General features: G+C 42.2%; 30 protein-coding genes. 27 read left to right on the forward strand and 3 right to left on the reverse strand.

The window, feature by feature from the left end:
* Nucleotides 1-70 precede the first annotated feature (70 nt).
* The 13 genes from nrdR (at nt 71) to greA (ending at nt 13,864) form a co-directional block, all read left to right on the forward strand.
* Complete coding sequence (nrdR, locus tag P7J58_RS02850; protein ID WP_002938341.1) at nt 71-562, forward strand: transcriptional regulator NrdR; 492 nt, start codon at nt 71-73, stop codon at nt 560-562.
* Nucleotides 549-1,700 carry a replication initiation/membrane attachment protein gene (locus tag P7J58_RS02855; protein WP_408555644.1) on the forward strand — a complete coding sequence of 384 codons (1,152 nt, stop codon included), beginning with the start codon at nt 549-551 and terminating at the stop codon, nt 1,698-1,700. Before nrdR ends, P7J58_RS02855 begins: the two co-directional genes overlap by 14 nt.
* Nucleotides 1,700-2,599 carry a primosomal protein DnaI gene (dnaI, locus tag P7J58_RS02860; protein WP_408555643.1) on the forward strand — a complete coding sequence of 300 codons (900 nt, stop codon included), beginning with the start codon at nt 1,700-1,702 and terminating at the stop codon, nt 2,597-2,599. The genes P7J58_RS02855 and dnaI overlap by 1 nt, the downstream gene beginning before the upstream one ends.
* Nucleotides 2,596-3,309 carry an NADPH-dependent oxidoreductase gene (locus tag P7J58_RS02865; RefSeq protein WP_408555642.1) on the forward strand — a complete coding sequence of 238 codons (714 nt, stop codon included), beginning with the start codon at nt 2,596-2,598 and terminating at the stop codon, nt 3,307-3,309. The genes dnaI and P7J58_RS02865 overlap by 4 nt, the downstream gene beginning before the upstream one ends.
* A 236-nt stretch (nt 3,310-3,545) precedes the next feature.
* Entirely contained in the window at nt 3,546-4,856 is a 1,311-nt protein-coding gene (gene der / locus P7J58_RS02870; protein ID WP_012027640.1) for a ribosome biogenesis GTPase Der, read from the forward strand.
* Between the two features lie 68 nt (nt 4,857-4,924).
* On the forward strand, nt 4,925-5,263 hold the full coding sequence (locus P7J58_RS02875) for an MFS transporter (protein WP_408555641.1): 339 nt from the start codon (nt 4,925-4,927) through the stop codon (nt 5,261-5,263).
* A gap of 1 nt (nt 5,264) precedes the next feature.
* Nucleotides 5,265-5,573, forward strand: coding sequence for a hypothetical protein (locus P7J58_RS02880; RefSeq protein ID WP_044767374.1), 309 nt, complete (start codon nt 5,265-5,267; stop codon nt 5,571-5,573).
* A gap of 138 nt (nt 5,574-5,711) precedes the next feature.
* A complete protein-coding gene (locus P7J58_RS02885) occupies nt 5,712-8,804 on the forward strand; it encodes an SNF2-related protein (RefSeq protein WP_408555640.1) in 3,093 nt (1,030 codons plus the stop codon).
* A gap of 78 nt (nt 8,805-8,882) precedes the next feature.
* Nucleotides 8,883-9,545 carry a hypothetical protein gene (locus tag P7J58_RS02890; protein ID WP_024376675.1) on the forward strand — a complete coding sequence of 221 codons (663 nt, stop codon included), beginning with the start codon at nt 8,883-8,885 and terminating at the stop codon, nt 9,543-9,545.
* Between the two features lies 1 nt (nt 9,546).
* Nucleotides 9,547-10,878 carry a UDP-N-acetylmuramate--L-alanine ligase gene (gene murC, locus P7J58_RS02895; RefSeq protein ID WP_024378795.1) on the forward strand — a complete coding sequence of 444 codons (1,332 nt, stop codon included), beginning with the start codon at nt 9,547-9,549 and terminating at the stop codon, nt 10,876-10,878.
* A gap of 55 nt (nt 10,879-10,933) precedes the next feature.
* Nucleotides 10,934-11,419, forward strand: a complete 486-nt coding sequence (locus tag P7J58_RS02900; protein ID WP_408555639.1) for a GNAT family N-acetyltransferase — start codon at nt 10,934-10,936, stop codon at nt 11,417-11,419.
* A 71-nt stretch (nt 11,420-11,490) separates the two neighbouring features.
* Nucleotides 11,491-13,308, forward strand: coding sequence for an endolytic transglycosylase MltG (gene mltG / locus P7J58_RS02905; RefSeq protein ID WP_408555638.1), 1,818 nt, complete (start codon nt 11,491-11,493; stop codon nt 13,306-13,308).
* A gap of 73 nt (nt 13,309-13,381) precedes the next feature.
* Entirely contained in the window at nt 13,382-13,864 is a 483-nt protein-coding gene (gene greA, locus P7J58_RS02910; RefSeq protein ID WP_002938298.1) for a transcription elongation factor GreA, read from the forward strand.
* Nucleotides 13,865-13,947: 83 nt separating this feature from the next.
* Here the strand turns inward: greA and yidC are convergent, their stop codons facing one another.
* Both yidC and P7J58_RS02920 read right to left on the reverse strand, forming a co-directional pair.
* On the reverse strand, nt 13,948-14,859 hold the full coding sequence (gene yidC, locus P7J58_RS02915) for a membrane protein insertase YidC (protein WP_408555637.1): 912 nt from the start codon (nt 14,857-14,859) through the stop codon (nt 13,948-13,950).
* Between the two features lie 69 nt (nt 14,860-14,928).
* Nucleotides 14,929-15,210 (reverse strand): acylphosphatase, encoded by a 282-nt coding sequence (locus P7J58_RS02920; RefSeq protein WP_408555636.1) that lies wholly within the window; start codon nt 15,208-15,210, stop codon nt 14,929-14,931.
* A gap of 130 nt (nt 15,211-15,340) precedes the next feature.
* Here P7J58_RS02920 and P7J58_RS02925 point away from each other — a divergent pair, with 130 nt between their 5' ends.
* The 3 genes from P7J58_RS02925 to P7J58_RS02935 are packed head-to-tail and all read left to right on the forward strand — an operon-like array spanning nt 15,341 to nt 17,333.
* Nucleotides 15,341-16,081, forward strand: coding sequence for a TrmH family RNA methyltransferase (locus P7J58_RS02925; RefSeq protein WP_408555635.1), 741 nt, complete (start codon nt 15,341-15,343; stop codon nt 16,079-16,081).
* Nucleotides 16,082-16,127: 46 nt separating this feature from the next.
* A complete protein-coding gene (locus P7J58_RS02930; RefSeq protein ID WP_002942738.1) occupies nt 16,128-16,610 on the forward strand; it encodes an HD domain-containing protein in 483 nt (160 codons plus the stop codon).
* A gap of 21 nt (nt 16,611-16,631) precedes the next feature.
* Nucleotides 16,632-17,333, forward strand: a complete 702-nt coding sequence (locus P7J58_RS02935; protein WP_136648417.1) for a Bax inhibitor-1/YccA family protein — start codon at nt 16,632-16,634, stop codon at nt 17,331-17,333.
* A gap of 48 nt (nt 17,334-17,381) precedes the next feature.
* On the opposite strand, the gene pepC is transcribed toward P7J58_RS02935, so the two are convergent.
* Nucleotides 17,382-18,713: an aminopeptidase C gene (gene pepC / locus P7J58_RS02940; RefSeq protein ID WP_408555634.1), complete on the reverse strand. Its 1,332-nt coding sequence runs from the start codon at nt 18,711-18,713 to the stop codon at nt 17,382-17,384.
* Nucleotides 18,714-18,846: 133 nt separating this feature from the next.
* Between pepC and P7J58_RS02945 the strand changes: the two genes are divergently transcribed.
* The 11 genes from P7J58_RS02945 to yidD all read left to right on the forward strand — a co-directional run bounded on the left by P7J58_RS02945 (nt 18,847) and on the right by yidD (nt 26,215).
* The gene (locus tag P7J58_RS02945; protein ID WP_408555633.1) at nt 18,847-20,094 is read left to right on the forward strand and encodes a diaminopimelate decarboxylase; all 1,248 of its coding nucleotides are present in this window, start codon (nt 18,847-18,849) and stop codon (nt 20,092-20,094) included.
* A gap of 72 nt (nt 20,095-20,166) precedes the next feature.
* Nucleotides 20,167-20,409: a YneF family protein gene (locus tag P7J58_RS02950; RefSeq protein WP_024375830.1), complete on the forward strand. Its 243-nt coding sequence runs from the start codon at nt 20,167-20,169 to the stop codon at nt 20,407-20,409.
* Nucleotides 20,410-20,498: 89 nt separating this feature from the next.
* Nucleotides 20,499-21,293, forward strand: coding sequence for a glutamate racemase (racE, locus tag P7J58_RS02955; RefSeq protein WP_029179821.1), 795 nt, complete (start codon nt 20,499-20,501; stop codon nt 21,291-21,293).
* Nucleotides 21,290-22,300, forward strand: a complete 1,011-nt coding sequence (locus tag P7J58_RS02960; protein ID WP_029179820.1) for a nucleoside-triphosphate diphosphatase — start codon at nt 21,290-21,292, stop codon at nt 22,298-22,300. Before racE ends, P7J58_RS02960 begins: the two co-directional genes overlap by 4 nt.
* Nucleotides 22,273-22,800, forward strand: a complete 528-nt coding sequence (locus P7J58_RS02965; protein WP_029179819.1) for a metallophosphoesterase — start codon at nt 22,273-22,275, stop codon at nt 22,798-22,800. Before P7J58_RS02960 ends, P7J58_RS02965 begins: the two co-directional genes overlap by 28 nt.
* The gene (cbpB, locus tag P7J58_RS02970) at nt 22,797-23,255 is read left to right on the forward strand and encodes a cyclic-di-AMP-binding protein CbpB (protein ID WP_029179818.1); all 459 of its coding nucleotides are present in this window, start codon (nt 22,797-22,799) and stop codon (nt 23,253-23,255) included. Before P7J58_RS02965 ends, cbpB begins: the two co-directional genes overlap by 4 nt.
* Entirely contained in the window at nt 23,252-23,983 is a 732-nt protein-coding gene (gene xerD / locus P7J58_RS02975) for a site-specific tyrosine recombinase XerD (RefSeq protein ID WP_029179817.1), read from the forward strand. The genes cbpB and xerD overlap by 4 nt, the downstream gene beginning before the upstream one ends.
* A complete protein-coding gene (locus P7J58_RS02980) occupies nt 23,983-24,702 on the forward strand; it encodes a segregation/condensation protein A (protein WP_408555632.1) in 720 nt (239 codons plus the stop codon). Before xerD ends, P7J58_RS02980 begins: the two co-directional genes overlap by 1 nt.
* Entirely contained in the window at nt 24,686-25,255 is a 570-nt protein-coding gene (gene scpB / locus P7J58_RS02985) for an SMC-Scp complex subunit ScpB (RefSeq protein WP_408555631.1), read from the forward strand. The genes P7J58_RS02980 and scpB overlap by 17 nt, the downstream gene beginning before the upstream one ends.
* Nucleotides 25,245-25,979, forward strand: a complete 735-nt coding sequence (locus P7J58_RS02990; protein ID WP_408555630.1) for a pseudouridine synthase — start codon at nt 25,245-25,247, stop codon at nt 25,977-25,979. The genes scpB and P7J58_RS02990 overlap by 11 nt, the downstream gene beginning before the upstream one ends.
* On the forward strand, nt 25,976-26,215 hold the full coding sequence (yidD, locus tag P7J58_RS02995) for a membrane protein insertion efficiency factor YidD (protein ID WP_408555629.1): 240 nt from the start codon (nt 25,976-25,978) through the stop codon (nt 26,213-26,215). Before P7J58_RS02990 ends, yidD begins: the two co-directional genes overlap by 4 nt.
* Nucleotides 26,216-26,231 lie beyond the last annotated feature (16 nt).

The following is a 26,231-nucleotide window of genomic DNA, read 5'->3' on the forward strand; positions in this document are numbered from 1 at the left end:
TCTCGCTTTCTTTTATTTTTGTCATTTTTATGCTATACTGAAGTGATAAAGTTTATGTAGGAGAAAGAGTATGCGTTGTCCAAAATGTCAGAGTTTGAAATCAAGTGTCATTGATAGTCGTCAGGCTGAAGATGGCAATACCATCCGTCGTCGTCGTTCCTGCGACCAATGTGGTCAACGTTTTACCACCTATGAACGGATTGAAGAGAAAACTCTAGTCGTTGTGAAAAAAGACGGAACTAGAGAGCAGTTTTCACGTGAAAAGATTTTCAATGGGATTATTCGCTCTGCTCAAAAGCGCCCTGTGTCAACCGATGATATTGATGAAGTGGTGAATCGGATTGAACAGAAGGTTCGAGCACAAGGTGATAGTGAAATAGAATCCGATGTCATTGGGAATTTGGTAATGGAAGAATTGGTCGAATTGGATGAAATCACCTATGTGCGTTTTGCATCGGTTTATCGTTCTTTCAAAGATGTTGGAGAGCTAGAAAATTTGCTTAAGCAGATGATTTCCAAAGGAAGTAAGGTAAAACCGGGAAAAAAAGATGAAACCAAATGATTTATTTGCCTATATAAAAATCAGCCCGTTTACACCTGATATTGTCAGTCTTAGCCAATGCTACCAGCCGATTATCGGTTTTGATGCATTAGCGCTTTATTATTACTTTTATAGTTTTGCCGATCAAGGGCAAGGCCGTTACAAATGGACTGTCATTCTCAATCACATGGATTTTGGGATGAATCGTTTGGAGAAGGCTCTGGATGTTCTGACTGCCATGGGGCTCCTAGAACTCTATCGTGCAGATGAATTAACAGGTTTGGCGCTACAAGCCCCTCTGACCGTAAAAAGTTTTCTAGCGAAACCCTTGTATAAGAACTTGTTGGCAAGGAAGATTGGGGAGTCAAGCATGGAGAAGCTACTTGTTCACCTACCCAATCAGGAACAGAATATCTCAAAAACATTTTCTCAGGTCTTTACCATGGATGGGCAGGCTCCAGTTGTTTTTGAACCGAAACATGATTTTGACTGGTCTGCCTTCAAGGCATTAATGGCTAAAGATAAGCTTCTTTTTCAGGATGAAGCTGAGGATATTATTGCGCTTAGTTACATAGCAGAGCAGGCAGGGTGGACCTGGTTGGAAACCTATCGGCAGGCTAAAGCAACAGCTATTGGACAGACGATCTCGACCAAACGCTTGCAGCAGTCACGTCAGTCATTGCCAACAGAAAGCACCAACCTCACTGCCCAAGAACAAGCCATTGTTCGTGAAGCGAAATCAAAATCCAGCCTAACCTTCCTGTCCTTTATCAAGGAGCAACGGAAGGCAGCCGTGACAGGAACAGAACGAAAATGTTTGACGGATTTGGCTAATTTGGGTCTGCTTGACGAAGTCATCAATGTCTTGGTCCTCTATACCTTTAACAAGGTGGACTCAGCCAATCTCAATGAAAAATATGCCATGAAATTGGGCAATGATTTTTCCTACAAGGGAATTGGCGACGCAGAGGCAGCTGTTCTTTACCTAAGAGAATTGAAGACAGGTCAAGCTGTTACCAAGCCGAGCCAGCCACAGAAAAGCAATGTGCCTGAGTGGAGTAAGGAAGAGGTTCAGCAAGGACAAACGCAGGAAGGTCAAGCTAGATTAGCTGCCCTTTATCGTGAATTAGAAGAAATGGAAAACAAAGGAGGTAGCTGATGAAATCAGTTCAAGACAGGTTGTCGCAAACAACCAATCCAAGTCCAAAATCTTATCAGCAACTCTATCAGGAGATAGTGAGTGATCCTGAAGTCGCTGCTTTTATCAAAAAAGAAGGTTTGACTCAGCAGGAAATCACCCTCTCCATTTCTAAGTTTTTGGAATATATCAGCCAGCGGGACCTCTTTGTCAAACAGGATGAATCCTATATTGCTAAGGGGTATCAACCAGTTTTGGTCATGAATGAGGGCTATGCGGATGTTTCCTATCTTGAGACAGAGGAATTGGTCGAATACCGTCGTTTGGAAGCTATCAAGAACCGTATCCAGCTTATCAATATGCCAGCAAGTTTGAAAAATGTAACTGTGGCGGATATTGATAAGAGCGATGAAAATCGTGTGGAAGTCATGTTGGCCATTGCGGATTTTGTCAAACGTTTTGAGGAAAAGCCAAAAGGTCTTTACATCTATGGCAATTTCGGTATTGGTAAAAGTTATTTGATGGCTTATTTAGCCAATTTGTTATCCAAAACTCATCTTCAATCAACCACCATGCTCCACTATCCGACCTTTGTTGTCGATATAAAAAATGCTATCAAAGATGGTTCTGTCAAGGAGCGAATTGATGAAATCAAGATGGCTCAGGTCTTGGTGATAGATGATATTGGAGCGGAGCAACATAGTCCGTGGGTACGTGACGATGTTCTACAGGTCATTCTTCAATACCGTATGCAGGAAAATCTGCCGACCTTCTTTACGTCCAATTTCTCCTTTGATGATTTGGAACGGCATTTTGCATCTGGCAAGTCTGGTGATGAGACCTGGCAGGCCAAACGGGTTATGGAGCGGATTCGCTATCTGGCTCGCGATTTGCATTTGAAAGGAAATAACCGCCGATGAATGAAACCATTGATTTGATGCTGAACCATACTTCCGTCCGTCGTTTTACGGAAGAGCCTATTGAGGCGGAACATCTGCAAGCTATTATTTCAGCTGGGCGAGCTGCGTCTAGCTGGAAGAATTTCCAGTCTTATTCCATCATTGTGGTACAGTCGGAGGAGAAAAAACAGGCTCTCTATGATTTGGTGCCCCAACCAGCTATTTTACAGGCTCAGGCCATTCTGGTTTTTGTGGGCGACCATAATCGTGCCAGCAAGGCGGCTCAACTCCATGGTTCAGACTTTGATGCCAAGGGACCTGAGAATCTCCTGATTTCTTCAGTCGACGCGGCTCTAGCAGGGCAAAACGCCCTCTTAGCAGCTGAAAGCTTAGGCTACGGCGGGGTCTTTATCGGTATGATTCGCCATAAGGCTTTGGCAATAGCAGAGCTGTTCAACTTGCCAGATTATACCTATCCAATTTTCTGTATTGCCCTGGGTCGACCAGCCCAAAATCATCCTGTCAAACCACGTTTGGCAAGTGAAACCATTGTCTTTCAGGAAGAATATGTGGAGCAAGGCGTGGAAGTCATCCAAGCCTACGACCAAGTTCAGACAGACTATGCAGGTGCCCGTCAGACAGAAACCTGGTCGGAGCGTATGGTTGCCCAGTTTGGTCAGCCAGAGCAGCCTGAAACGAGGGCTGTATTAGAAAAAAATAAACTATTGTAAGTTATAGTCTTTTTATTTGCTTTTAGTACTCGCTCAAACTGTCTGGGAGACAGTTTGAGATTGGAGATAAAGTGAACCAAGTTCACATCAAAAGCTGCAGACAGTACTGGAGTACGGCAAAGCGAGTTCAAATAATGATGACATTATTTGAAGTTGGAAATAGGGAAACGAAGTTTCCTCATGCGTCGACGTAATAAAAGATAAACGAAAACGACTATATTAGAAGAGGAGGAGCTATGGCTCTACCAACTATCGCCATCGTTGGCCGTCCCAACGTTGGTAAATCAACACTATTTAACCGTATTGCGGGGGAACGTATTTCTATCGTAGAAGACGTGGAAGGTGTGACCCGCGACCGTATTTATGCTACTGGTGAGTGGCTCAACCGTAAGTTTTCCTTGATCGATACAGGCGGTATTGATGATGTGGATGCACCTTTCATGGAGCAAATCAAGCACCAGGCTGAGATTGCTATGGATGAGGCGGATGTTATCGTCTTTGTCGTATCAGGCAAGGAAGGTGTGACGGATGCTGACGAGTATGTATCTCGTATCCTTTATAAGACAAACAAACCAGTTATTTTAGTTGTCAATAAAGTCGATAACCCTGAAATGCGTAATGACATTTACGATTTCTATTCACTCGGTCTTGGAGATCCTTATCCAGTATCTTCTGTACACGGTATCGGAACAGGGGATGTCTTGGACGCTATCATTGAAAACCTACCAGCTCAGGAAGCAGAAGAAAATCCAGATATTATCAAGTTCAGCTTGATTGGTCGTCCAAACGTTGGTAAATCAAGTTTGATTAACGCTATTTTGGGTGAAGAGCGCGTGATTGCGTCGCCTGTTGCGGGAACGACTCGTGATGCTATTGATACGCACTTTACAGACCCAGAAGGTCAAGAATTTACCATGATTGATACTGCAGGGATGCGCAAGTCTGGTAAGGTCTATGAAAATACCGAGAAATACTCTGTTATGCGTGCCATGCGTGCCATTGAACGCTCGGATGTTATACTCATGGTCATCAATGCAGAAGAAGGCATTCGTGAGTACGATAAACGTATTGCAGGTTTTGCCCATGAAGCTGGTAAGGGAATGATTATCGTGGTCAACAAGTGGGATACGCTTGAAAAAGACAACCATACCATGAAGCAGTGGGAAGACGATATTCGTGACCAGTTCCAATACTTGTCTTACGCACCGATTATCTTTGTGTCAGCCTTGACCAAACAACGCTTGCATAAGTTGCCTGAGATGATCAAGGCCATCAGTGAGAGCCAGAATACCCGTATTCCGTCGGCTGTTCTCAACGATGTTATCATGGATGCCATTGCCATTAACCCGACACCGACTGATAAAGGTAAACGTCTCAAGATTTTCTATGCGACTCAGGTTGCGACCAAACCACCGACCTTTGTGGTCTTTGTCAACGAAGAAGAGCTCATGCACTTCTCCTACATGCGTTTCTTGGAAAATCAAATCCGCAAGGCCTTTGTATTTGAAGGGACACCGATTCATCTGATTGCACGGAAACGGAAATAAAGAGGGTAACCTCTTTTTTCTTTGCAATTATTCGTAAATATGCTAGAATGGGACTAGGAGGTGATTTTATGGTAGCGTTTCCGATTTGGCGATTGTTCTTTATACTACTTTCAATTTCCACTTTTTATTTTATTTTCTATGAAGATAGTCAGTATAAGCCATTTGGTTTTCGGTATTGGCTGGGACTGGTGGCTTGCATTTGGCTCAATTTTGTGACTTTGGCATCCTATTTTATCGCCTTTACTGGTGGTTCAATTATGGTCTATAATCAGTATAAACAGCCATTGGTTGTGATATTCCTTTTTTGTCTATTCGTGGCTAGTATGCTAACCTTACTTTCCTTTAAGGCTATCAAGATCCTGATTCGACGAACCAAGTATTACCGACAGCTGAGAAAGGAAGTCTAGTATGGAATTTTTTGGTGAGTTGCTAGTTGAGTTTTTGACTGGTCTAGCAGACTTCGATGAAAAGAAACACCCTCCCTTTGGAATTCGCTACTGGCTAGGTTGGTTGGGAGTTCTGATTCATGTCTTACTCCTTGCCTTGCTCACTTGTGTGACCGTCTTCTTTTTCAAGTTTTTCTTGGATGGAAAAGGCTTGATTAACGTAGTAGTGGCAGTTGTTTTCCTGCTATTTGCCCTATTTTGGCTTTGGAAAAGCGGAAAAACAATTTTGAAAATGTGTCAAGCAACGATTTATTATTTAGCTATTCATTAGAGACACCAGTTTACCTGCTGGTGTTTTTTGATACCTATTTAAACAATTCAAATTGAAAATATGCTATAATGAAAAGATAATATTTTAGATATATTTTACAGAAGAGCTGATGATTGTTTGAAGGATAAAGGAGTTAGAATGGGTCGCATGATGCCAGGGCGGATTCGCCAAGAAGGAATTGATTTGTACGAGGCTGGAAAACTAACTGTTCTTCATAGTGAGAATGGAAAGATGGTGCTGGATATTGCTGGTGAGCGCTTTACTTACGGCGATGCAGATAGCGATTTACAGTGTAGTTGCCAGTTATTTCAAAGTAAGGGCTACTGTCAACACCTAGCTGCCACGGAGTATTTTTTAAAAAATGATGCCTCAGGCAAGGATATGAAGCAGTCTTTGAAAGAAGATGGTGAACAACATAAGGAAACCGTCCGTCGGACATATTTTGGCGGTCTCTTTTTAGATGAAATTTTGCGGCCAGAACCTGAATTGGGGATTAAGTATCAGTTATCAGTTGAAGGGAGCTTATTGCCCTATGATCGTCAGATAGATTGGACCTTGAAAATGACCCGCTTGCCAGATACACGTTCGTATATTGTGCGGGACATCGGAGCTTTTTTGCGTATTGTGAAAGCCAACGGTCACTATCAGATAGGTAAAAATTATTATGAGCAAGTTACTTATGAAAATTTTGATGAACCAAGTCAGGCTCTCCTGGATTTTCTCTGGGCCTTGGTACCAGAGAAAGTTGGTATAGATTCGGATATTCTTACTCATTTTGGACGATATTTTCGTCTGCCACAAGCCTATTTTGAGGAGGGGTTGGAGCTGTTAAATCAGCTAGAACATTTTAACTTTTCCTATCAACAGCAGTCCTATTCCTCCTTGATGGTTCTTCCGTTGACAGGTGAGGAAGGGCTCTATCATTTTGAGGTGACCGTTCACACGCAGATGATTGAAATGGTTATTCATGAAAAAACAGTCCGACCTCTTTTTCATGGGCGCTATCTCTTAGTAAATGGCACGGTTTATAGTGTCAATCGCCATCAAGAACATCTGATTTACCAAATTTCCGAACTTGTTCCAACCGAATCAAGTTTGAGAAAAGTGCAGGTGGATTTCCCTGACCAAAATCGTCTGGCTTTAAGCTTGCTGGATTTGCAGACAATTGGGACTGTTAAGGCACCTAAACGCTTCATCATTCATGATTTCAAGCCAGAATTTCATATTCAGATGGAGGCAAATGAAAGTTTATCACTCCAATTGGTTTTGGATTTTGATGGACGTCAGGTAAGGAGTGAAGAGGATTTGGCTCTCCTGCCTTTTGCCAGCCATTTCCAACATTTGGAGAGGGTCTATCAGGCTATTCGTTTAGCTGGCTTTAGGGGGACATATCATGCCCAGAGAGCGGCTCTTAGTCAGCAGGAGCTCTATCCATTTTTCCAACAACAATTGCCTATATTACAAAAAATGGGGCAGGTTCATCTAGCAGAAAAGCTCCAGGATTTATATATTGAAGCCAAACCTCAATTAGAAATTGTGCGTAACGGCTCACTTTTGGATATTTCGTTTGACTTATCAGGTATTGAACAATCTGAAATCAATCAGGCGATTACAGCCTTGCTGAATCAAGAGGATCACTATACTAGCCCGAGCGGTAAGGTATTTGTTTTTGATGAGGAAACTAAGAAAATCAGTCAAACCCTAATCTATCTGCGGGCCCGTCATGGTAAGGAGGGGCAGGTACAAGTCCATACTCTTGCCGGTTACCAATTGGCTCAATCCTTGTCACAATTCAACCAAGTCAGTTTCTCCAAGGAATTTGAGGAAATGGCAAGCTATCTAGCTCAGCCAGATTTGTTCCCGCTTCCTGCTGTGGAAGTAACAACGTCGCTTAGGGATTATCAGCAGACAGGGCTTAAGTGGTTGACTATGCTGGATACGTATGGTTTTGGTGGGATTTTAGCTGACGACATGGGGCTTGGAAAGACCTTGCAAACTATCGCCTTTCTGTCCAGTCGGATGACAAAAGATTCCAAAGTTTTAATATTGGCACCGTCTAGCTTGATTTATAACTGGTTAGATGAGTGCAAGCGGTTTGCTCCAAGTTTAGATGTGGCTGTTGTCCATGGAAACAAGGACCAGCGTGAAGAGATCATTGCCAATGGTCACCAAGTCCTAGTTACCTCCTATCCATCCTTCAGACAGGATGTTGCACTCTATAGACAGGAACGCTTTGACTACCTCATTTTAGATGAGGCGCAGGTCATGAAGAATGCCCAATCTAAGATTGCACAGCTACTGCGTGAGTTTGAGGTTGGTAATTGCTTTGCCCTCTCAGGTACGCCGATTGAAAACCATTTGACGGAACTCTGGTCCATTTTCCAAATTGTCTTACCAGGTTTATTGCCAGGCAAACAAGACTTCGGTAAATTAGCAGCCAAGGACATTGCGCGGACCATTCAACCCTTCGTTCTCAGACGTCATAAGGAAGACGTTCTTCAGGAATTGCCTGATTTGATAGAGGTCAATGTGCTTAATGAACTAACAGATGAACAAAAAGCTATCTACCTAGCCCAGCTTCAACAAATGCGGACTCAAATAGCTGGCGCAGATGATGCTCAAATCAATCGTAGCAAGATGGAAATCCTATCAGGAATTACTCGCTTACGTCAAATCTGCGATACCCCCAGCCTTTTCATGGAAGAGTTTAGTGGTGAGAGTGGCAAACTTAATAGTTTGAAAGAATTACTCTTGCAACTAAAAGAAGGTGAACACAGGGTCTTGATATTCTCCCAATTCAGAAATATGCTGGAAAAAATAGAAGAACAGCTGGTAGAAATTGGGATGACATCCTATACTTTGACTGGTTCAACCCCTGCTAACCAACGCCAAGAAATGACACAGGCCTTCAATGCAGGAAGTCGAGATGCCTTTCTCATTTCCTTGAAAGCAGGTGGCGTTGGCTTGAATTTGACAGGTGCAGACACAGTCATCCTAGTTGACCTTTGGTGGAATCCTGCCGTGGAAGCACAGGCTATCAGTCGGGCTCACCGCATGGGGCAGACTGAAAAGGTTGAATGCTATCGCCTGATTACTAGAGGGACAATCGAAGAGAAGATTCAAGAATTACAAGAAAATAAAAAGAACCTTGTCAAAACAGTCCTTGATGGCAATGAAAGCCGAGCGAATTTGACGGTTGAGGATATTCGTGAGATTTTAGGGATTGAGTGATATGGAATCAGTTGACTCAGCGTAGAATTAGGAAATAAGGCCTAAGTATGGTATAATAAGGGTTCGAAAGGATGACTTATGATTAGACATGAAAAAAGATTTCCACTAGTCGCAGATGATGAGGTACTAGTTGGAGAAAATCCAATTATGAGTTTATATGATGAGAGCGACCTGATTAGCAATATCAGGGGACCTTATCAAGAAAAGGAATTTAGCTGGTCTACCGATTCACAGCGAGTTGCGTCGGCAAAACCAGTAGCACAAACGGAAGATGAGCTCCTGCCTCCTCTGTTTGAAGCTAAGCCAAGCCATTATTCTCGCAAGGAACGCCTTCAGCAACTGACTAAAACGAAGCCTTCTCCAGTGAAAACACAGGGGCAGTTGGCTCGCGAACAGGCTAGAGAAGACTTGAAGAAAAAACGATCAGCAACCTACTTAAGAGATGAAAAACCAGCACCAGCTAAAGTTGTGGTGAAACCTCCTGTCGTTTCAACAACTGAATCTAAGGCAGGTCGGTTGACACGTTTGGCGGACAACCTACGTCAGACAGACTATATTCTCGCTGATATGCCAGCTGTCTATTCTTTGAAGAAAGAAGATAGAGAACAGGAGCAGGTTATAAAGAAAAATTCGTATGACTTTTTAAGAAAGAGTCAGGTTTACAATTATCCTGAGCGCAGACAACAACGAGATCGCCAAGTGGCACAAGAATTGAATTTGACACATATAGAAGAGGGATAACATGACAAAAACCTATCATTTTATCGGAATTAAGGGATCAGGTATGAGCGCACTTGCTCTTATGTTACATCAAATGGGGCATAAGGTTCAAGGTAGTGATGTAGAGAAATACTACTTTACACAACGTGGGCTTGAACAAGCTGGGATTCAGATTTTACCGTTTGATGAGAAAAATATTACAGCAGATGTTGAATTGATTGCTGGTAATGCTTTTCGTCCAGATAACAATGTGGAAATCGCTTATGCCGATGCCCAGGGCTATACCTACAAACGTTACCATGAATTTCTAGGTGAATTTATGAAAGGTTTTACGAGCCTCGGTGTTGCTGGTGCCCATGGTAAGACCTCTACAACGGGATTATTGGCACATGTTATGCGCAATATCACAGATACTTCCTTCTTGATTGGTGATGGTACTGGTCGCGGTTCGGCAAATGCTCAGTATTTTGTGTTCGAATCCGATGAATACGAACGTCACTTTGCCCCATACCATCCTGAATACAGCATCATTACCAATATTGATTTTGACCATCCAGATTATTTCACTAGTCTAGAGGATGTTTTCAATGCTTTCAATGATTATGCGAAGCAAGTAAAAAAAGCTCTCTTCGTTTTTGGTGAAGATGAGCAACTTCGTCGTATCACGGCAAATGCTCCAATTTACTATTATGGTTTGGAAGACAATAATGATTTTGTTGCCTATGACTTGAAGCCTTCTACAAGTGGTTCACAATTCAAAGTTCGCCATGGTGAAGAAGAGTTGGGAGAATTCCAAATTCCAACCTTTGGCAAGCATAATGTGATGAATGCAACAGCTGTTATTGCTAATCTCTATATTGCTGGATTTGATTTGCAACTGGTTGCAGAACACTTGAAGACATTTGGAGGTGTCAAACGTCGCTTTACGGAGAAAATTGTCAATGATACTGTTATCATTGATGACTTTGCTCACCATCCAACGGAAATTATTGCAACCATTGATGCGGCACGTCAGAAGTATCCTAGCAAGGAGTTGGTAGCCATCTTCCAACCACATACATTCACTCGAACCATTGCGCTTCTTGATGAGTTCGCAGATGCGTTGAATGGAGCAGATGCAGTTTACCTTGCTCAAATTTATGGCTCAGCGCGTGAAACAGACAATGGTCAGGTTAAGGTAGAAGATTTGGCGGCTAAAATCAACAAAAAAGGTGGACTTGTTACAGTTGAAAATACTTCACCACTTTTAGACCATGACAATGCAGTATATGTATTTATGGGAGCTGGTGATATTCAGTCCTATGAATATTCCTTCGAAAGACTCTTGTCAAATCTTACAAATAACGTCCAATAAAAAGAAAGACGGAGGCCTATGGCCCCTGTTTTTCCGCTATATAAGGGAGAAAATTATGGAAATTCGTTTTGCTACTCCTTCGGATTTAGAACAAGTTGTTTTGATTGAAAATGCCAATTTTTCCAAAGAAGAACAGATAGCTGAGTCTGTTCTCGCCATTTATCTGAATGCTTTGAGTAAAACCTGTTTAATAATGGAACACGAGGGGGAAATAGCAGGTTATTTGTTATCCTGTCCTTCTGCTTCGCAGACTGTTACGGACGATATTTTTTACTTGACAGAGAGTGACATGCCGACAGGCAGTCACCTAGCTATTGCCAGTCTATCCGTAGCGGATACCTATAAGGGACAGGGAGTGGGGACACTTTTGTTGGCAGCTATAAAAGAAGTGGCTTTAGCGGGAGGATTTGAAGGAGTTTCCCTGACCTGTAAGGAGTATTTGATTGGCTACTATGAAATGAACCAGTTTGAAGACTTTGGCCCCTCCTTGTCACAATTTGGAGGACAAATGTGGAGTGATATGTACTGGAAAGCCTTGTAGAAAGGGAAGTTCTTGCAATTCATAAGCCTTTAAGATATAATGTATAGTAACTGTGTGAAAGGAGTAACAGCGTGACAAAGGATACGAATGAAAAAAACACGCAGTCTTCAAGCTTCCGCGATCAAATTTTACGAGATTTGGAAGAATTGAAGGTGAAACGTTTGGCGGAACAATCAGCGGATGTTCTTGTTGATAAGCGTAATGAAGTTATCAACGAGCTCCAGCCTAGTCTTGCCGAAGAAAAAGCCCCCCATAGAGAGACTGAAATTGTAAAAGTAGAAGGGATTGCCTTTCCTGATTCATACTTGTCAGAAGAACAGCAAGAATCAGAAGTGATGACGGAAAGTATCGAAGAGCCAACATCAGAAACTTTGGCTACTCCAGAGACTTTTGTGATTGAAAAAGAAGTCGTTTCAAGTCCAGTTCCACAAGATACTGTTGAACGAAACTTGGAGAAATTAAGGAATCTTGTGGCTGCTAATACGGCAGGATTTGATGAAGTACCATCAAGCTCGTCAGTTTCTGAGCCAGTAGAGTCTGTCCTTCCGGGAAATTCTCCTTTAGAAGATACATTTTTGGAATTTCCAACGGAAGACGTGTCAGCTGTGACTGGTGATACAGAAATCATCTCACTAGAGGAAACTATTATTGCTCCAAAGACAACGGCTATTGTTCCAGAAGTAGACAAGCAGATGCAGGAAACACAACCCAGAAGAAGAACAACCCACAGAGCAAACAAGCAACGTCGTAAAAAACAGGATAAAGCTGCTAAACGCATTGTCTCTGTTATCATGTCAATTGTTGTAGTGGCAGTTCTAGTGACAGGTGTTACTGGTTATATGTGGGTAAAATCTAGTCTGGAACCAGTTAATGCAAAAGCTACAGAAACTATTCAGGTAGAGATTCCAGAAGGATCTTCAACTTTAGAAATTGGTAAAATTTTAGTTGATAACAAGTTGATTAAGAATGCTACTATTTTTAATTACTACTCTAAAATTAAGAGCTATAATAATTTCCAAAGTGGTTTTTATAATTTAAAACAAAATATGTCTGTGGATGACATCGCCAAAGCACTTCAAGAAAGTGGCACTCCGACAGCTCAAAAAGAAGCCGCAGGTAAGATTTTGATTGTCGAAGGATATACACTGACACAAATTGCTCAGGCTATTACAGATAATACCAAGACAGAAGATAAAAATGATAAAACACCATTTACCACAGAACAATTTATGGCTACTGTGACCAACCAAGATTTTATTAATCGAATGGTTGCTACTTATCCAAAATTGTTTGCCAGCTTACCAGCTGCTGATAGTGGAGTTATTTATCAGTTGGAAGGTTACCTCTTCCCAGCGGTTTATGAATACAGCGATGAAACAACTATCGAAGAGCTCGTTGAGCAAATGATTGCCGCGATGGATAATCGTTTACAACCATATTATGAAACGATTGCTGCTAAGAATTTGACTGTAAATGAAGTTCTTACCTTGGCATCTTTGGTTGAAAAAGAAGGTTCGACTGATGAAGATCGTCGAAACATTGCAAGTGTCTTCTTTAACCGCTTGAATGCAGCAATGCCTCTACAATCCAATATTGCAATCTTGTATGCTCAGGGTAAACTTGGTCAAGAAACAACTTTGGCAGAAGATGCAGCGATTGATACATCAATTGAGTCACCATACAACATTTATTGGACACCAGGATTGCTGCCTGGACCAGTGGATAGTCCAAGCCTTTCGGCTATCGAGGCAGTGATTAATGCCAACACAACAGACTATCTTTACTTTGTAGCAGATGTTACAACTGGAAATGTTTACTTTACAAATAATATTGATGAACATAACCAAAACGTTGCTAAGTATGTAAATGCACATCTTAATAATGAGTAAATTCTTACAACAAAATTATGTGGTTTTCCACATAATTTTGTTTTCATGAAAAATAAAAGAAAAGGAAAGACAAATGGCAGAAAAAACATATCCAATGACCTTGGAAGAAAAGGAAAAACTAGAAAAAGAACTAGAGGAACTAAAGCTAGTTCGTCGACCAGAAATTGTTGAACGTATTAAAATTGCTCGTTCTTACGGAGACCTTTCAGAAAACTCTGAGTACGAAGCAGCTAAAGATGAACAGGCTTTTGTTGAAGGTCAAATCTCAACCATCGAAACAAAAATTCGCTATGCTGAAATCGTAAACAGTGATGCAGTTGCTGCGGATGAAGTGGCAATTGGTAAGACTGTGACTGTTCAAGAAGTTGGTGAGACCGAAGAAGAAGTCTATCATATCGTTGGTGCTGCAGGTGCAGATGCCTTTGCAAACAAGATTTCAAATGAAAGCCCAATTGGCCATGCTTTGATTGGTAAAAAAACAGGAGATGTTGCAACAATTGAAACACCTGCTGGTAGCTATGATGTAAAAATCTTGAAGGTTGAAAAAACGAAATAAGGTGTGGAGAGAGTCGAAAGATTCTCTCTTTTTATTCGCGTAGGTACTAAAAAAGATTGGGAATCCCAATCTTTTAGTATTTATTATCTAGAACGTTGTTTACCGGCGTTACGGTTTGATTTCTTAGAAGTTTTTTCTTCGATGATAGCGGATGCTTTAGGAGTTACATCCTTGATAGTTGATTTATATGGTTTTGGAGGATTATTTTTGAATTCTTCTTCAACCTTAGCACGGATACGAGGTTTCAAAATGAAGTTTGTAATAGCTTGTTGAAGAATACCGAAGAGACCACCGATAACCCAGTAGAGAGTCACTCCAGCAGGAGACCCAAATGAGAACATCATGATCATAATTGGATTCATCAGAGCCATGGTTTTCATTTGTTTTTTCTGTTCTTCATCCATGCCGACTTGCATTAAGAGCGATTGGGCATAGTATAAAATACCAGCAACAACTGTCAAAATCAGGCTAGTTGAACCTAAATTAATACCAAGGAAAGTAGCTTCTGAAATTCCTGGTGTATGGCGAGCCGCAAAGTAGATTGCAGAGAAGAATGGCATTTGAATCAGCATCGGCAAACAACCAATTCCGCCGAGCATGCTCACACCGTATTGTTTTTGAGTTGCAAAATACTCTTGTTGCGCAGCAAGTTGCTCTTCTTGAGAGCTTGCATTTTTCATGCGCTCCTGGATTGGGCCTAAAATCGGTTTGAGATAATTCATCTTCTCAGATTGGATAGCAGCTTTCCAAGATTGGTAAATTCCCAATGGGAGGATGATGAAGCGAACCAATAAGGTGACGATGATAATAGCAAGACCAAATCCTAGAGCTTGATCTTCTGCAAAGAAGCGAATCAAGTTGGACATTGGTTGTCCCAACCAATCCCAAATGAGACCTGTAGGATTTCCGCTTTTATCAGTTTGAACACAACCAGATAAGAAAAGAAGTGTTGATAAGGCCATGCCTGACAACATGAATAGACGTTTATTTTTCAATTTTTTTCGTTCCTTTGTTTTTTTCAGTATACTCTCTATTTTACTTTTTTTGTTCAAAATATACAAGTTTTATCTATACGCCACCTGAAAATCCTTATAGTCTTCGAAGTTGGCTAGGGTGATATCTAGATAGGTAACTTTGGCCATACGAGAAGGCCCTTTCCGAATTTCATGGATAAAATGGCTGAGCTTCTCAGCATTATCTGACTGAGCTAAAATGGTGACAGTTCCATCATCATTATTCCAAACTCTGCCGTAGATGTCGCCTATTTCCACAGCTAAAAATTGAACAGACCAACGAAAGCCGACTCCTTGCACACGACCAGATGCAATCATTTTTACCTTTTGCATAAGTTTCTCCTTTTGACAAGACATTTACTTTATTATATCATGGTTGGGTAAGACTGTTCAAAAATCAAGATAATTGATTTAGCCGTTGGGAAATTGAAGTTGCTGAGCAGTAAAAGAAAAAGGGGCATTCATGGAGATCATTCGCTCAAAGGCCAATCATTTGGTCAAGCAGGTTAAGAAATTACAACAGAAAAAATACCGTACTTCTTCTTATTTGATTGAAGGTTGGCATTTGTTGGAGGAGGCTTTGGCAGCCAAAGTACCTATTGAACATATTTTGGTATCAGAAGAACATGTTCATCGGGTTGCTGGCTTATCCAATGTAACAGTTGTCAGTTCAGATATTATGCAGGAATTGGCAGACTCACGGACACCGCAAGGGGTAGTAGCTCAACTGTCCTTACCAAATCAGACCTTACCTGATGTCTTAACAGGAAAATTTTTGGTTCTGGAGGATGTGCAGGACCCTGGAAATGTTGGTACCATGATTCGTACAGCTGATGCAGCTGGTTTTGATGGAGTATTCCTATCGGATAAGTCTGCAGATATTTACAATATGAAAGTTCTGCGTTCCATGCAAGGGAGTCATTTCCACTTGCCAGTTTATCGGATGCCGATGACTGCTATTTTTTCTGCTTTAAAAAGCAATCAGATACAAATCTTGGCAACAACCCTCTCTAGTCAGTCGGTTGACTATAAGGAAGTTACGCCAAATCCGAGTTTTGCCTTGGTCATGGGAAATGAAGGTCAAGGAATTTCAACTTTTGTAGCCGATGAGGCGGATCAACTTGTCCATATTACCATGCCAGGGCAGGCGGAAAGCCTCAATGTGGCGATTGCAGCAGGAATTTTATTGTTTAGCTTTATTTAAGCCAAGTGTACTATAGTGTGATATAATATTCCAACGAGGTTAACGAATGGTTGCATATAAACAAGATAAAGAATACATGCATTACGTGGGGCACTTGATTGCCACACCCAAGGTGCAAAAATTGGGGAAAATCCCTCATCATTATTACTCCACGCGCTTGGAACATTCCATCAATGTCTCTTATACAAGCTATAAGATTGCGAAAAAATTTGGTTGGGATGCCAAGTCAACAGCTCGTGGTGGTCTATTGCATGATTTATTCTTCTATGATTGGAGAGATACCAAATTCAACAAGAGCCATGCTTGGGTTCATCCACGAATTGCTAAACGCAATGCTCAGAAACTCATTCAACTCAATAAACTAGAAGAAGACATCATTGTGAAGCATATGTTTGGTGCGACAATCGCTCCTCCTCGCTACAAGGAATCTTGGATTGTGACATGTGTGGATAAGTATTGGGCTGTGAGAGAGTGGAGTCTGCCCTTACAACACAAGTGGAAAAATCGTAAGGTCTTTCGGTTTCAATAAAATGATTTAAAGGAGAATAGTATGAATAACGATTCATTTATTATTAATCAGGTGGATAATACCGCCCTCAACCGTTTCTTCGGTAAAATTTATGGTGTGGTTGCCATGGGAATTGGTCTATCAGCTCTAGTTTCTTTCTTGGCTGTGACCGTCTTTCAATCTTTATTGCTTAGTCTGCTGAGTGCAGGTTCCATCATCATGATGCTGATTATGATTGGTCAGATTGCCTTGGTTGTTTCTGCTTCAGCAATGGCAGCTAAAAATAGCCCAATGGCTCTACCAATGTTTCTTGCCTACTCAGTAACAAATGGTATTACCATCAGCATGATTTTGATGTTCTATACTAGCGAAACAGTTGTACTCGCCTTCGTGTCAGCGGCTCTCATGTTTGCTATCATGGCTGTAATTGGGATGACAACGAAGAAAGAGCTTTCTGGTATGGCCCAGGCATTGCGTGCAGCTCTATGGGGAATTATTATTGCAAGTGTTATTAATATCTTCCTTCGTAGCTCAGGTCTAAGCTTTATGATGTCTATCATTTCTGTTTTGGTATTCTCAGGTTTGATTGCTTATGATAACCAACGTATCCGCAATGTTTTCGAACAAACTGGTGGTAATGTTGGCCAAGGTTGGGTCGTATCCATGGCGCTTCAGCTCTATCTTGACTTCATCAACCTCTTCCTCAACTTACTCCGTATCTTTGGTGGTTTGAGTAGAGACTAATTATGACATATAAAAAAGAGGGGTGCCCTCTTTTTTATATGTCGTTTGTTATGCTAGAGCTCCCATTGGATCCCATGGGGCAAGGACTTGTGGTTGAGCTTGATAAGCTGCTAGTTCTTCTGGTGTGAGGAATTCTTTTCGGACAACAATCTGATAAGTATACTCGTCCATCCAGCTATCTGATGCGACGAAGTATCCCTTGTCACCAACCTTGTCACCCCAAGAGTTTTCTACTTTCCATTTGAGAGGTTGCTCATTATCGTCTAAATCAACACCAGTTAAGACCATAGCGTGGGTCATCAAACTTTCGGAGTAGTCTAATCTTCCGGCCTTGTCTTGATGGAAATGGATACCCAGACCTGAAGAGAAGTCGTAGGTGTTGGTTGCCATAATACCAGTTTGACGGTTGCTACTTTGACCGACATCGGAACCAAACCAAACGGACTCACCAGCTTTGAGTTGGGCAATAGCCAGTTCTTTAAATCGGTTCATTTCTACATTGAGATAGCGGACAACAGGGGCACCAACAACGTTCCCCAACAATTCGACTGTATAAGATTTATTGTAGGGTTTGTCAGTTGTAGGAGCATTGATAATGGAGACATAGTCAGATAGTTTCAAACCAACGTATTTCTCGTAGAATGCCTGAGGTGTTACATTTGTATCACGGTGATAGACATTGTTTTTATCTCTATATGCAAAATCAAAGCTGCGTGGAGGGAGTCCAAGGTTGACGGCTAGGAAGTTAAAGATTTCTTGAAGTAAGTTTTCTTTTTGTACTTGAACTTCTTCCGAGGAAGCTCCTTTGGCAAGGAGGTCTCGCAAGATTTGTGCATCTTGACGGAGCAATTTGTTAAGGTACTGATTAAGTTCACGGCTGGCACTGGATGAGATAGATTCTGGATAGACGGATTTCGGTACCACACCATATTTTTCAAATAGAGCAACAACCATATCCCATTGACCGCCATCTTGTTGCGGGGTATCCAATAAGAATTTTACCTTACGGCTACCAATTTCTTGGTCAGCTGTGGCAATGATTTGTTCGAGGAACCAGTTGGACTTTTCATATTTATCCCAAAAGAAGGTATGGGCCTGTGATAGCTCAAAATTTTCCAGTTTGAAGTCAGAGATGAGCTTGTGGCGGAAGGTATTCAATGCAGCAAACATCCAGCAACGTCCAGAAGCCTTTTGGTTTGAAACAGCGTCCTTGGTCAAGTCGATTGAAAAGACATAGTCATTGTCGATGGCGCTTTGGCGTGTTTCTAAGGATTTCAAAAGTCCGTTGTGGCTCACGGCATTTTCGGTTGCCTGTAGGCTTGGATTAGCTAGATAGTTGGCATACAAGCGTTCTGTAAAATCAAAATCTAATGTTGACATATATTGCTCCTTTTTTAATGATAATCACATTATAGCGCTAGAAATTTATTTTGCAAGTATTTGGTGGAGTTGAAAGCTACAGTTCCTCACATATTTGTGATATAATAAGAAAAATATTTGATGAGGTAGAGATATGACCAAGACACCATTTGTTAGTAAAGAAGTTTTAGAAAGCATTACGGAGCAATTTCCGACTCCCTTTCATTTGTATGATGAAAAAGGTATTCGCGAGAAGGCGCGTGCCCTTAATGCAGCTTTTTCATGGAACAAAGGCTTTAAGGAATATTTTGCGGTCAAAGCGACTCCGACACCCGCTATTTTAAAAATTCTTCAAGAAGAAGGTTGTGGAGTGGACTGTGCAACAGATGTAGAAGTGCTGATGAGTGAAAAATTGGGCTTTAAGGACATCATGTTCACATCTAATGACACCCAGGCGCAAGAATTTGTCTACGCGCGAAAAGTTGGGGCGACCATTAACCTTGATGCCTATGAGCATATTGAGTTTTTGAAAAATGTTGCTGGGATTCCAGAAACGGTCTGTCTCCGTTACAATCCTGGAGGGGTCTTCTCGCTGGGAACGGATATTATGGACCACCCAGAAGAGTCTAAGTTTGGGATGACCAAGGAACAGTTGATGAAAGGCTATAAGGAACTGAAAGAGCTAGGTGTCAAGGAATTTGGTATCCATGCCTTTCTAGCTTCTAACACCGTTACCAATGACTATTATCCTGTTCTGGCGCGTCAACTCTTTGAATTGGCCTTGGAAATTCGTGAGGAAACAGGTGTGACCTTAGACTTCATCAACCTATCAGGTGGGATTGGAGTCAACTATCGTCCTGAGCAAGAACCAAACGACATTGCTGTCATTGGTGAGGGTGTTCGTAAGGTTTACGAGGAAATTCTCACGCCAGCTGGTATGGGACAGGTCAAAATCTTTACGGAACTTGGTCGCTTTATGTTGGCGCCACACGGTCACTTGATTACAAAGGTACTCCATCGTAAGGAAACCTATAGGACTTATATTGGTGTGGATGCATCGGCAGCCAATCTCATGCGTCCAGCTTTCTATGGTGCCTACCACCATATCACCAACATCACGCGCCCTGATGCGCCAATCGAAGTGGTGGATGTGGCAGGTTCTCTATGTGAAAACAACGACAAGTTTGCGGTTAATAGGGAATTACCACGGGCAGAAGTAGGAGACACTTTGGTCATTCATGACAGCGGTGCACATGGCTTCTCCATGGGTTACAACTATAACGGTCGTCTGCGTTCCTCTGAAATCCTTTTGCAGGAAGATGGCACAGCTCGTATGATTCGCCGTGCTGAAACTCCTGAGGATTATTTTGCGACCATTTACGGTTTTGAATTTGACAGGTAAGTCTTGGAAAAGCCTTCTGAATTTGGTATAATAGAAGCAGTTATGTAGAAATAAAGATTTGAGGAGATTGATATGCAATTAGGTATCGGTTTAGTAATTGTTTTGGTGCTTGTGGCATTTGCAGGTGGAGTAGCCTTGGGTATTTACTTGTCTCGCAAACAAGTGGAAAACTACATTGCTGACAAGCCAGTTTTGGATGAAAATGCTTTGCGTTTGATGATGAGCCAAATGGGGCAGAAACCAAGCGAAGCAAAAGTACAACAAGTACTTCGCCAAATCAAGAGCCAACAAAAAGTGGCAAGCAAGAAAAAATAATCAAACTGGGACTGGGATATTCATTCCCAGATCCCATTTTTTGAGTAGAAAAGAAAGGCTAGTCAGATTTTCTGGCTATTCTCAATGTTATGGATAATCGACCAATAGGTTTTTTAGATTCAGGGGTTGGGGGATTAACGGTTGCGCGTGAGTTAATGCGCCAGCTTCCCCATGAAGAAATCGTTTATATCGGAGATTCGGCACGGGCACCATATGGACCACGTCCAGCAGAACAAATCAGAGAATATACTTGGCAGTTGGTCAATTTCCTTTTGACAAAAAATGTAAAAATGATTGTCTTTGCCTGCAATACGGCAACAGCGGTAGCCTGGGAAGAAGTCAAGGAAAAGTTGGATATTCCTGTTTTGGGTGTTATTTTACCAGGTGCTTCGGCAGCTATTAAGGCAACGCAAACTGGTAAGGTTGGAGTCTTAGGAACGGCTATGACCATTCAATCAGATATTTATCGACAAAAGATTCAGGCCCTTTCTCCAGAAACGCAGGTAGACAGTCTGGCCTGTCCAAAATTTGCACCACTGGTTGAGTCTAATAGCCACCAATCCAGCCTTGCCAAAAAGGTTGTATATGAAACTCTTAGACCCTTGGTCGGTAAGGTAGATACTCTGGTTTTAGGTTGCACCCATTATCCCCTTCTCCGTCCCATTATTCAAAATGCCATGGGTACAGATGTCAAGTTGATTGACAGTGGGGCAGAGTGTGCGCGAGATATTTCTGTTTTATTAAATTATTTTCAAATCAACCGTAGCCGTACCGAACAGGATATTCAGCACAGATTTTACACAACAGCTAGTCCGGCAGCTTTTAAAGAAATAGCTGAAAGCTGGATGGGCATTGATATTCATGTGGAGCATGTAGAACTATGACAGACAAGATATACGAATACAGAGATGAGCACAATTGGTTTATCGGAAAAGCCAGCTTTGCCAATCTATTTGGTTCATTTGGTGAAAATGGCAGAGAGCAGGAAATTTACCAGATTGGTCAATTGTTTGACAAACTAATTGCTGGCAATTATGAAGATGAGAACTTCAATCAGTGTGTCAAAATTGAAGTGATCAAACTTCAGTCGGACTTTGCCCTCTTCCAATTTGCCTGTGGTATTTTGAATGAGTTAAACAATCGCCAGTTCAAAGTTCTCCAACACCAAGGAGCTATTCTGGTAACAGAGAATGACAAACTTCTCTTGGTTCATCTGCCACAAGCAGGGGTTAGCACGGCAGATTTCTTCGGTCAAGACAAGGGATTGGCAAGCGTGGGAGATAGCATCTTGATCGCCACCAAAAATGAAGGCAAGACCAAGGAATTCCGTAAGTTTTTTGAACGATTTGGCTACCAAGTTGAGAACCTCAACAACTATCCTGACCTGCCAGATGTAGCAGAAACAGGTATGACTTTTGAGGAAAATGCACGGCTCAAGGCAGAAACCATAGCAGAGCTGACAGGCAAGATGGTCTTGGCAGATGATTCAGGTTTGAAGGTTGATGCTTTAGGTGGCCTGCCAGGGGTCTGGTCTGCTCGTTTTTCAGGCCCAGATGCCACAGACGAGCTCAATAATGCCAAACTCTTGCATGAGTTAGCTATGGTCTTCGACTTGAAAAATCGTTCTGCTCAGTTCCATTGTACTCTGGTCATGGCTGCTCCAAATCGTGACAGTTTGGTTGTCGAAGCGGACTGGGAAGGCTTTATCGGTATGGACCTCCGTGGGGAAAATGGTTTTGGATATGATCCACTTTTCCTCGTCGGTGAAACAGGTAAGACCTCGGCAGAATTAACCCTAGAAGAAAAAAATAAGATTTCCCACCGTGCACAAGCACTAGAAAAATTAGTGGAGGCATTTCCAGTATGGCAGGAGCAAGCAAAACAATCCTAGTCATGAGTGATTCTCATGGGGATAGACAGATTGTAGAAGAGATTAAAAACCACTATCTTGGCAAGGTCGATGCCATCTTTCACAATGGTGATTCGGAGCTGGACAGTCAAGATAGTTTGTGGGACGGCATTCAAGTGGTTAATGGCAACTGCGACTATTTTGGCGGTTATCCAGACCAGCTCATTACTCAATTGGGTGATGTGACCATTGCCCAAACCCATGGACACCTCTATGGTATTAACTATGGCTGGCAACGCTTGGATTATTGGGCACAGGAAGTGGATGCGGATATTTGTTTGTACGGGCATTTGCATGTACCTGATGCGGAAGTGCGTGGCAAGACTCTCTTTCTCAATCCAGGCTCCGTTAGTCAGCCACGTGGCTTGGTCAGAGAGTGCCTTTATGCTCTTGTGACCATCACTGAAGACCATTTCCATGTGGATTATTACAATCGACAGCACCAACTTTACCCAGTATTGACAAAGGATATTTCAAGATGATTGCACGAGAATTTGAGGCCTTTTTGTTGGACCAAGAAGAAACCTTCTTGACACCAGCAGATAAATTGGCAGTAATTATTGATACGCATAATATTGACCATGCCAAGCTGTTACTCAGCCACATGACCTATTCCCGTGTGCCCGTGGTGACAGAAGATGGTCGTTTCTTCGGCACCATTGGCTTGACGGAGATTATCAAGTACCAGGCTGAGCATGAGTTATCAGATGATGAATTGAACACGGATATTTCCTTGATTGCTAAGACAGACGAGGAGACGGTTGGCCTTGACTATGACTTGACAGAAGTCATGCGCAAGCTAGTCGACCAATCCTTTCTACCAGTTTTAGGGGAAAATCGAGAATTTCTAGGCATTATTACCCGTAAATCCATTCTCAAAGCCATCAATGCTCTCCTGCATAATTTCCCCTTGGCATCAAAAGAAGGTAAGAAATGAAGCAGGCCATAGAAGCGTTTATCCAGAGCAAAAAGGTCAGTGTCAACAGCCAAAAATCCTATACCTATGACCTGCAGCAATTTGTGGAGCAAACTAAGGGGGATATCAATCAGCAGTCACTTTTGGTCTATCAGCAGTCCCTTTTAGCATTAAAACCTGCTGCTCAGAAGAGAAAAATGTCAGCAGTCAATCAATTTCTCTACTTTCTTTATGAAAGAGGACATTTGGACAGGTTTTACAAGCTACAGGGGATGACAGGTCCAGCCAGTGTCAAAAAAAAACTGGAACGTGAGGATCTTTCTCTCCTCTTTCAAGACAGTCCTTGGCTTGAAGGGCAGCTCATTGCTCTTTTGATTGCCTTACTAGGGCTGACTCCTAGTGAAATAGCAGAGCTGACTAGCCAGCAGGTCAATCTGGATTTTCAAGTCCTGACAGTTAAGAAAGGGGGAGCCAAACGCGTCCTCACCTTGCCCAAGGAATTACTTGTTTATTTGGAAGGGCATTTGACTGGAATGTATGTCTTTGACAAAAAAGGGCAGACCTATTCTCGTCAATGGTTTTTTAATCGTCTGACGGAATTTGTCCAGTCCATCGGCAAGCCTGATTGGACAGCTCAAAAATTAAGAGAACAGTACATTCTGAGCCAGATAGACGAGGGAAAATCCTTGGACCAAATCGCCAAGCAGTTGGGACTAAAAACAAGCATGAGTTTGGAAAAATTTAGATAATGGATATAAAATTAAAAGATTTTGAAGGACCTCTGGATCTCTTGCTTCACCTGGTTTCCAAGTATCAAGTAGATATTTACGAGGTTCCAATTACAGAGGTCATTGAGCAATACCTAGCCTATATTGCGACCTTACAGGCCATGCGTTTGGAGGTGGCAGGAGAGTATATGGTCATGGCCAGTCAGTTGATGGTCATCAAAAGCCGTAGGCTCTTACCAAAAGTTGTTGAACAGACAGACCCTGAAGATGACCCAGAAATGGACCTCTTGGACCAGTTGGAGGAATACCGCAAGTTCAAGCTTCTCAGTGAGAAAATGGGTGAACAGCATGACGAACGGGCCAATTATTTTTCAAAACCCAAGCTGGACTTAATCTATGAAGATGTTCAGCTAGCCCAAGACAAGACAGTCATTGATATTTTCCTGGCCTTTTCCAAGGTCATGGCTGAAAAACAGGCCAGTCTCCGTCAGTCCCATGCGACCATTGCCCGTGATGAGTATAAAATCGAAGACATGATGGACTTTGTCCGCAGTCGTTTTCAAACGAGTTCACGGATTGAACTGGGCCAGCTCTTTAAGGAGAGCCAGGACATCAATGAGGTTATTACCATTTTTCTGGCAACCTTGGAGCTGGTCAAGGTCCATGAGATTGTCTTGGAACAGGCAGAAACCTTTGGAGATATTTATCTAGTAAGGAGTGAATATGAATCGCTTAGCTGAAATCGAAGTCCTGCTCTTTGTAGCAGGTGAGGATGGCTTGAGCTTACGCAATTTGGCAGAGATGCTGGAATTGCAGCCCACAGCTGTCAGCCAGCAATTAGAAAAACTCAATGAAAAATACATGGCCGACAAGGCCTCAGGCCTGGCTCTCTTAGAATCTTCCAACCGCTACAAGTTGGTCACTAAGAAAGAGTATGCCGACCTTTTGCGGATTTATGCCAAGACACCTATCAACCAGACCATGTCACGGGCTCTTTTGGAAACCTTGTCGATTGTTGCCTACAAACAGCCTATTACACGGATTGAAGTCGATGATATTCGTGGGGTCAATTCCAGCGGTGCCATCAGTAAGTTGCAGGCCTTTGACCTTATCCGTGAGAATGGGAAGAAAGAGGTTCTTGGTAGACCCAATCTCTATGTCACGACGGATTATTTCCTGGATTACATGGGAATCAACAGCCTAGAAGAATTGCCAGATGTGTCTGAAATCGACTTAGTTGAGCAAGAAACTGAGCTATTCATAGAAAGAAATGAGTTAGAAGATGAGAATTAACAAATACATTGCCCACGCTGGTGTAGCCAGTCGTCGTAAGGCAGAAGAATTGATTAAGCAAGGCTTGGTAACTGTTAATGGTCAGGTTGTTCGTGAATTGGCAACGACCATTAAGTCAGGAGACAAGGTAGAAGTAGAAGGCCAGCCGATTTACAACGAGGAGAAAGTGTATTACCTACTCCATAAGCCAAAAGGTGTTATTTCCAGTGTGTCAGACGACAAGGGAAGAAAGACCGTTGTGGATTTGTTGCCAACGGTCAAAGAGCGGATTTATCCTGTTGGTCGTTTGGACTGGGATACATCTGGGGTCTTGATTTTGACCAATGATGGTGATTTTACGGATGAGATGATCCACCCTCGTAATGAGATTGATAAGGTGTACTTGGCGCGTGTCAAAGGGGTTGCTAACAAGGAAGTCTTGCGTCCATTGACTCGTGGTGTTGTCATTGATGGCAAGAAAACCAAGCCAGCAGTTTACGAGATTATCAAGGTAGACCCTGTAAAAAATCGTTCTGTGGTCGAGTTGACCATCCATGAGGGACGCAATCACCAAGTTAAGAAGATGTTTGAAGCAGTTGGTTTACAGGTGGATAAACTCTCTCGTACCCGCTTTGGTAATCTAGATTTGACTGGGTTGCGTCCAGGGGAATACCGCAAGCTCAACAAAAAAGACATCAGTAAACTGCATACGCTAGCCGTTACCAAGACGGTTAAGAAAAAATGACTAGACTCTTGATCGGCTTGGTCCGATTCTATCAGAAATTTATTTCTCCCCTTTTTCCGCCCTCTTGTCGCTACCGTCCGACTTGTTCGGCTTATATGATCGAGGCCTTACAAAAACATGGACTCAAGGGCTTTTTGATGGGGTTGGCTCGAATTAGTCGCTGTCATCCCTTTGTGGAAGGTGGGGAAGATCCTGTGCCGGACAGGTTTAGTCTGAAAAGAAATAAGCAGAAGTAGGGCAACCTACTTTTTG

The organism is Streptococcus suis, assembly GCF_046032535.1.
In the GTDB taxonomy this organism is placed as follows: domain Bacteria; phylum Bacillota; class Bacilli; order Lactobacillales; family Streptococcaceae; genus Streptococcus; species Streptococcus suis_AK.